Source organism: Gemmatimonadota bacterium (genome assembly GCA_009838845.1).
In the GTDB taxonomy this organism is placed as follows: Bacteria; Latescibacterota; UBA2968; order UBA2968; family UBA2968; genus VXRD01.
In genome coordinates, this window is the sequence record VXRD01000034.1 from 1 (window position 1) to 6,655 (window position 6,655).

3 protein-coding genes are annotated in these 6,655 nt (G+C 51.9%); 2 read left to right on the forward strand and 1 reads right to left on the reverse strand.

Translation table 11 applies throughout. The annotated features are described in order from the left end of the window. Positions 1-65 precede the first annotated feature (65 nt). Together F4Y39_05225 and F4Y39_05230 are read left to right on the forward strand one after the other, a co-directional pair. Positions 66-917, forward strand: coding sequence for a BamA/TamA family outer membrane protein (locus F4Y39_05225; protein MYC13111.1), 852 nt, complete (start codon positions 66-68; stop codon positions 915-917). 499 nt (positions 918-1,416) lie between these two features. Continuing rightward, on the forward strand, positions 1,417-2,916 hold the full coding sequence (locus tag F4Y39_05230) for an ABC transporter substrate-binding protein (protein MYC13112.1): 1,500 nt from the start codon (positions 1,417-1,419) through the stop codon (positions 2,914-2,916). 51 nt (positions 2,917-2,967) lie between these two features. Here F4Y39_05230 and F4Y39_05235 read toward each other — a convergent pair whose 3' ends face one another. Beyond that, positions 2,968-6,255, reverse strand: a complete 3,288-nt coding sequence (locus F4Y39_05235; protein ID MYC13113.1) for a hypothetical protein — start codon at positions 6,253-6,255, stop codon at positions 2,968-2,970. Positions 6,256-6,655: the final 400 nt, after the last annotated feature.

Here is a 6,655-nt window from a genome sequence, read left to right on the forward strand (position 1 = left end):
GGCATACTCTACCTCGCTCGGGCGGGGGGGCTGGGATTTTTGTTAACGCTACAGGGGTGCTCGGTGTGGGGTCTGGACAGGGTTTGACCGGGGAGATTGCGATCGATGTTCTGAATTTTTCCGGTGGGGGACGAGAGGGGTACGCGCTGTGGTCGCGGCAGGGGGTGGGTTTGTCGAATTTGCGCGTGTCGTATCGCGAACCCTATGTTTTAAATAGTCCGCTTTCCGGTTGGGGTGCTGTGGAGATGGTTGCGCGTACGGGGTATGTGACGCATAAGTTTGGGGGAGGCGCTGATATTTCTGTGGGTGAGGGTGCGCGATTTTTCGGCGGGGTTGCACACAGGCGCGTTTTGCCCGATTCCTCGGGGTTGGGATTCTTCGAGGCTGAGAGGATGTGGTCTATCGAGTCAGGTGTTCGATTTGATCGGCGAGGGCATGCTATGGGCGGTTGGAAAGCGGAGATCAGGGGAGAGGTCGGCGAGGTTTCTGATGGGATCAGGCGGGTGCAGTGGGGTGTTGATGGACAGGTGTTTTTGCCTGTGGGTCGGCAGTCTGTTGTTGCGGGTCGAGCGCGCGCTTTTTGGGTGGGACAAAAGGGGGATGTGCCGCAGGCTGCCGGCATCTGGCTGGGGGGCACACAATCGCTGCGGGGGTACCGGGAAGAGATGTTCTGGGGAACGAATGCGGGGTGGGTTAATGTGGAATGGCGGTGGTTGCTGGGACCGAAAGCGCGGCTTTTTGCTTTTGTCGATGTGGGAAGGATCGCGGGGGCAGGAACGCGTTCATGGCCCGTGTCCTATGGCGTGGGTCTTTTGGCAAATGGACGTATGGGCGCAGTTGGGATAGATTATGGATTGCCTCGGGGCGAGAGTTTGGGACAGGGTATGGTGCATGTGCGGATGGTTAGTGCTTTTTAATTTGTGTGACATTTGCGCGTAGAGTATATTCTGAGGCGCACGAAATTCGTATGCAATTATTCACAGGGAGGACCTTATGTTGAACAGGATTCGCAGTATCATGCTGGTAACACTTGCCGTGGGTCTCATGTGGGGCTGTGGCGGTGAGCGCGGGATGGAGTCTTCCGGGGTAGATGAGCAGATTGGACATCCGCTGAGTAAAATGGCTGTAGCGGGTGGTGGTATGTCTCAAGCGACGGTGGTGGCGACTGTGTCGCAAGATGATGCGCCTGTGGCAGGTGTGATGGTCGAGTTTGCGCGTTCTGTTGCCGGGCAGGTGCCCGATTATCAGTGGTCGGGTATGACCGATGATATGGGGCGCGTTACGGTGGAGATATCCGGTCTGGCGACGGGATATTATCAGGCGCGTGCGTCTCAGGATGGCTCTGTGATAGGGCGCTGGTCGAGTATTCCGATCAATGGGGGCTATACGTCAACAGTTGCGTTGCCCATTGGTGGGATGGCACAGGTGACGGGTACGTCTAAACTCATATCAGTTGGCCTGGTCGTGTCCAAAACAGGGCGATTATCCGAGACTGGGCAGGGGTTTATCAATGGCTTTGAAATGGCGCTCGAAGAGGTGAACTCACAATTGAGTGATGTGAGTTTGAGGTTTATTGTCGAGGATGATCAGAGTACTATAGAAGGCGCTACTGCGGCGTATAATAAACTTATTCATGAAGATGGCGTGCCAGTTATTCTCGGTGTTTATACTTCTACCATGGTGCGTGCGGTTTTTCCCATTGCGCAGGAAAATGAAGTCGTGGCGATTAGCCCCACTTCGGCTGCACGCGGTCTCAGCGCGATTGGCGATTTTGTTTTTCGCGTCGCCCTTACTGTTGATTCGCTGATTCCGGGGAGTGTAAAACTAACTCGGGAAAAACTGGGCTATGAGCGCGTGGCCACAATGTATCAAAGCATGGATGTTTTTTCGCAGAGTAGCGATGAGGTGTTGAAAAGTGCCTTTAGTGAGAACGGGGTCGAGGTTCTGACTACTGAGACTTTTGAAACCGGCGCTATGGATCTTTCCGAGCAATTTTCCAGGATTGTGGCACTGAATCCAGATGCGATTTTTGTTTCGGCTATATCAGTAGGGCGGACACAGGCTCTGATCGATGGGGGACAACACGGTATTCCTATCCTGATGCCCCTGCTCACTATGGATGAGGTAGAACGCGCCGGGGAGGCAGCTGAGGGGGCAATTAGTTTTACGTATTGGAGCAGTACGGGCAATGTGCCGGCCAATCGCGCCTTTGTTGAGAATTATATGACGAAATACGGTGCCGCGCCGGGCCGATTCGCCGCCGTGTCCTACGCGACGGTTCACATTTTGGCAAAGGCGATTGCAGATGCCCGGTCCCCTGATTCGCACGCGATTCGGGACGCATTGGCTCAAATCGAGAATTTGGACACGATTTTGGGTTCGTTTTCTTTTGATGCCAATGGCGATGCGATTTACGATCCGGCTGTTCTGATTGTTAAGGATGGGAAATTTGAGGTGTTTGATACAAAAACTGCCTTGGCGACAATCGGCGAGACGAACGAAAGCGGTGTGGCCGGAAAAGCGGTTTTCACACAAATCGGCGATAATATCAAGCTCGTCGTCTCGCTCGCTAATGCGTCCGCAGGCGAACACGCTGTCCATATCCACACAACTGGCGATTGTAGTGCGCCAGACGGGACATCGGCTGGCGGGCATTGGAATCCCACCGGCGTTGCACACGGAAAATGGGGAGAAGGTGAATTTCACCTTGGCGACATTGGCAATATGACTGTCGATGATCAAGGCATGGGGAAAATTGAACTGACGACAAATCTTTGGGAGATGAACACTGGCTCAGACATAGATATTGTTGGAAAAGCGATCATCGTCCATGCGGGTGCTGATGATTTTGTCTCACAACCTTCGGGCAATGCTGGTGCACGCATCGGTTGCGGTGTGATTGAGTTAGGACCGTAATAGGAGACAGAAAGTTTTGTTAAGCCGTCACATTGTGTGGCGGCTTTTTTATTAAAGCAGCAAACTGTCACGACCCCAATCTTTCGCCCCATTTCTAAGAGCCACAGGTTTTCCACCCACCGGTTTGCCAAATCCCTGTGCAAAAATCAGAAAATCGCTGAACCCCACCATCCCATTGCCATCCATATCGTATTTTGCGTCAAAACCCGCATCACCCTCCGACAGACCAAATTTGCTGGTAAAAAGCAAAAAATCCGTGAACCCGATCATACCGTCCCCATCAAAATCCAGATTTACATCACCAATACCTGTTCCCGATACCAGTTTCACCTCTACGCTCTTGCCATCCTGGCAAATAAAAGCCACAACCGTCTGATCCTCGTTCTCCTCTACAATCTCTGCAAGTTCATAGGACTGATCCAAACGCCATTTTCCGCGCACTGTCACCTCTACCTTCCGTGGCTCACTCGGCTGATTGACAATCAACGAGCCGTATTGGTGTGGGTCTTGAATGGTCCAACTCCACCCAAAATCCGGGTCAGCCACCGAAAGCAATAACCCATCACCTATCTCGCGGGACATCACCAAACTCGGCAAAGACACAGACACAATAGCTCCATCCGTCGGCCTCGCATCCGTATCGAACAGCGCATAACCCGTAGCCTTCATCCCGCGATGATACACAATATGTGCCTTGTGGTCTCTCTGCCACACATCGTATTCCGGCGCACTCGCAAACGCACGCACTTGACCAGGCGACCTCTGAACCAGCACCGCATAGTGATATGACGCACCTTGAGGCATAGGACCGTGATCCAGATACGCCAATTCAAAAGTTCCTGTACCACCCTCTCTGCCAAAATCTCCAGAAGTTTGTACCTGACGCTGCACCCGCAAGTCGCCCCCATCTGGAACCACATAGCCATTACCCCGTGAATCCATAAGCCACGCAGTCTGTCCCGTTGCTCCCGAAAATGTATAGGGAATCCCCCGCACACTTTCCCCATTCACCTCCGTAGGACGATCCTCAGAAATAGCCGCCTGAAACAGAGGCGTCACCGTCACATGCCCGCCATCATCATTCTCAATACCAGACCCCAGGCAAACTATCACATCGTCAAAACAAAACACCGTCTTAACCGCCCGAAAACTCGTATTGAATCTCGTGTCGTGCAACTTCAGCGCAAATACACCGTCTTGCCCCTCTATATTCACCCCACCCACAAAAGTCTCATCCGAAAAATTGCGATCTCGTCCCTCGTGTTTGAGCTGCTCGTGACTCAGGCGAATCGCCGTCGTACCCGGCCACATGCTCCAATCCCATCCCTCTCGCACAATCCCGCTCGCCTCGCGACCAACCGGATCGCCACTGCCGTAAATCAGCATCGAACCATAGCTCAAATAACGACCGAGTTGATTTTCACCACCGGCTGACGACTCGTAATCCCACACATATTTACTCCACCCCTTCATACTCACCATCCAGTCCCCACGCCGATGAATGGACAACGCGCCATAAGGCAGGGTCCAGTGCCCAGAAGGCGGAGCGGCAGGCGCGTGCCCTGCCGCTGCAAAATCCGTCATCATCTGCATCGCACCCGGCGTGTGCAAATACATAATCCGAGAAGCTACCTGTTCAAACAAACGTTCTATCACTAACTGCGATTGAGGTCTCCAAAGCTGCATGAACGCGCCAGACAATTCTGCATCCACCGAAGGATAGCTCAAAGCCACATACATATACGCCGGCAAAAGACCACCGGTTATCGTTACCGTTGTACTGAGCGGGAAGCGACCATTAATAGCTGTTGAAATATCATACGTATTCGTCATAATCCTGGACGTCAACAGCGCCTGCTTCAAATTATCGCGCTTATCATCTGCAACTGCAAAAGGCGTATCGTGCAACAAATACACCAGCACAGAAGCCACATGAAAAGCCTTCGGCGCATACGCATTGGCATAAATACCCCGATGGTGAAAACCCACAAAATCCGGCTTAATCGTATCCAGCCACCCGGGTGCAATAGATAGTGCATTATTCAGCCATACAACATAGCGGCGCATATTCGCCACCTTCTCGGGCGTATCATCCATTATCAAAATGCACAACAACCGATACATCGCTACCGTACGCAAAAAATCTGCATTTGTGCCCGGATCCCAGGTCTGTTCATACAACTCGCCAAACATGCTATACCATTTCAAACTCGCCAATTCTCGTTCCAGTCGATTCGTATCACCCAAAATATCCCGCATCAAATACACCGCATGGGCATAGCTCGCAATCCGCAAAAACTCGTGATGCAACGCGCCAACACCACTGCCTTCTGCCCAACCCTGATCGTGCAGATAATCGAAAACATCTATCACGCGATCTTTGGCCTCCTCATTGCCATTCAACCGATAATCCAGCACCAGACGCAACAAAACCCCCTGAAAAACACTCTGAAAAAGAGGCGTATAGGGTGACCGCTCAGCAAAGAGTGGGGTTCCCAAAATGCGGTCATCCTCGCGTCGAATCTCATAATCTGTTAGATTGCTATGTCCTCGCCTTATATAGGCTGTAAGCTCGTTAAGCCGAATCCTCACTGGCTCCCGCTGATCATCCTTCACCTCATTGCCCAGAACCCATGACTCATATCGTCGGGCAATCGTCTCAAAAGCCTGCCTCTCATCATCGGTGACCTGCGAAGGAAGAGGACCCGGCAATGTGTTCAAACTCCACCGATATTCGCGGCTCCTACCTGCACTATTCGCATTGACAAAGGGAACCTGTGCATCTGGAGATCGTCTGGGGTGAATCCTCTCCACCAACTCCATCAAATCCAGATAAACAGCTCCGCTATTCGGTGCCCTAATTTCAAACGCCGTCACACGCCCATTTCTCGGACCCGTATAAGAATTATTCCGCGCATCATCCCGCAAATGGATCCACATCGCCCGCCAGCCCGTAAAATTCAAGCCAAACTCAAACTGGTAACGCGGATTATTTGCCGACAACTCAGATTCTGTCCCAAACCCAAACTTCAGCACCTCATCGAGAGCCTCCTCGTTATACACCCACGCCCGAAATCCGTTCAGCGTCCGATTGCGTTGTGTTGCCGGATCCGTGAACACAAGCCGTCCATTATTCTGCCATGCCCACTTCAGAGATTGTGCTCCTCCCTTGTAACGCCTCGTCGAAAGCGAAATCTGACTGCCTGAATCTGCCCGATAGGCCGCCGATAGCGTCGTCCCCTCAAAACTGTAGTGCCACGGAGTATTCTGTGCCATCGCAACGTTAACCATCCCAATTACAACGTTTATAAAAATAATTATCCATCTCCATAAATTCATCACAAGCCCTCTACGTTTTTAGGCGCGGAACAACTCGCCCATGCGCCTGCCTAAAAATCGCCCGGCCAAAAACAAACTCACAATCAGCAACACCATACCAAAAACACCCATCGCACTGGCCAAATACGCCCCATCTGCAATGCGCCCCATAAGCGCGTAAATCGCTTTTGTGATGGGATAGTACTCGTCCTTGAGCGGTGTTTGTGACGAGTCATCTCCTTAAACAGAGCAGGTTATGGTTTGTTGGACCATTCTCGCTCTGTATGTTGCGGCAGAAGACCACAGGCTGACTACCAATCCGACTGGGACCTTCTGCTGTTCACAGACACGTACATGTATGCGATAATACTCTATAATTACCTGCAATAATCGTGCCAACGTGAAGTTGTCACAGGTAATT

What these genes read in the sequence shown, in the direction of transcription:
- F4Y39_05230 (MYC13112.1), top strand. Translation starts at nt 1,417, where the DNA reads ATGGCACAGGTGACGGGTACGTCTAAACTCATATCAGTTGGCCTGGTC.
- F4Y39_05235 (MYC13113.1), bottom strand. Translation starts at nt 6,255, where the DNA reads ATGAATTTATGGAGATGGATAATTATTTTTATAAACGTTGTAATTGGG.